Annotated in this window: 2 protein-coding genes; both read right to left on the bottom strand. The window is 35.6% G+C overall.

What is annotated here, in order from left to right; all coding sequences use genetic code 11:
• Positions 1-35: 35 nt before the first annotated feature.
• Positions 36-569: a hypothetical protein gene (locus ACW2QF_RS12170; protein ID WP_455716275.1), complete on the bottom strand. Its 534-nt coding sequence runs from the start codon at positions 567-569 to the stop codon at positions 36-38.
• A gap of 26 nt (positions 570-595) precedes the next feature.
• The coding region (locus tag ACW2QF_RS12165) for a helix-turn-helix transcriptional regulator (RefSeq protein WP_455716274.1) at positions 596-837 on the bottom strand (242 nt) is incomplete at its 5' end.

The raw sequence follows: 837 nt of genomic DNA, 5'->3' as shown, positions 1-837 counted from the left end.
ATGGTAGCTTTTATCATCAGCATTATCTTTGATACTTACTTCCTGCCATAAGCTATAAGTAATCCAAATACTTTGGAAAATGATTTTTTATTTGCATTATGTTTAAAGTAATCAGCAATTTTTGTTTGTAGTGTAATATATGCTTCCGCTTGGGCTCTATCATCACCTCTATTCATAAAATACTCTATCAGACCTTCTCGTCTGTACATGTTATAGGGCTCATCCCATCCATGCATTTCAATAAAATCCTGTTCCGTTTCATCATAATTAGGTGTATCCGGATTAACATAAATCACTCTATCGTTCATCCGGATATCTATGTCATGCAGTCCTAATTGATGCATATAATAGGGCAGTCGCATTCCAATAGCATAATCCCTGCCTTCGTACTCCAACTCTTTCTTCCAAGACTTATGAAAATCAAAAGCAGTGCAAAGATACGCATAATCTATATCATCAAGGTATAGACCAACATTTTCAAATTCCCTATTAACATCGATACAGGCAACAAGAGCGCCTTTTTTAACAGAAGCAATCATATTCTTCATTAATTCCATCGGTCTGTTCAAATGCCGTAAAGCAGCTACCCCAACTGCTAAATCATATCTCTTGTCAGATTTAAAGGTATAGATATCTGAAGCGATAAAATTTGTAGCATATTCTGTATTCTGAAATTTATCCTTTGCCTAGTAAAATTTGGTAGTAAGGAAATATCCGGCATGGTTGCCCCAGTTTCCCATTTACTAACGGACTGGTAGGATACTCCAAGAACATCTGCCAAATCCTGTTGTCCTATCCCTTTCATTTTTCTCAATTCTACTATTTTAAGTTTAACTG

The organism is Anaerosporobacter sp. (assembly GCF_965301125.1).
The sequence above is the reverse complement of the archived record's forward strand: the minus strand, read 5'-3'. Positions and strand labels throughout refer to the sequence as shown.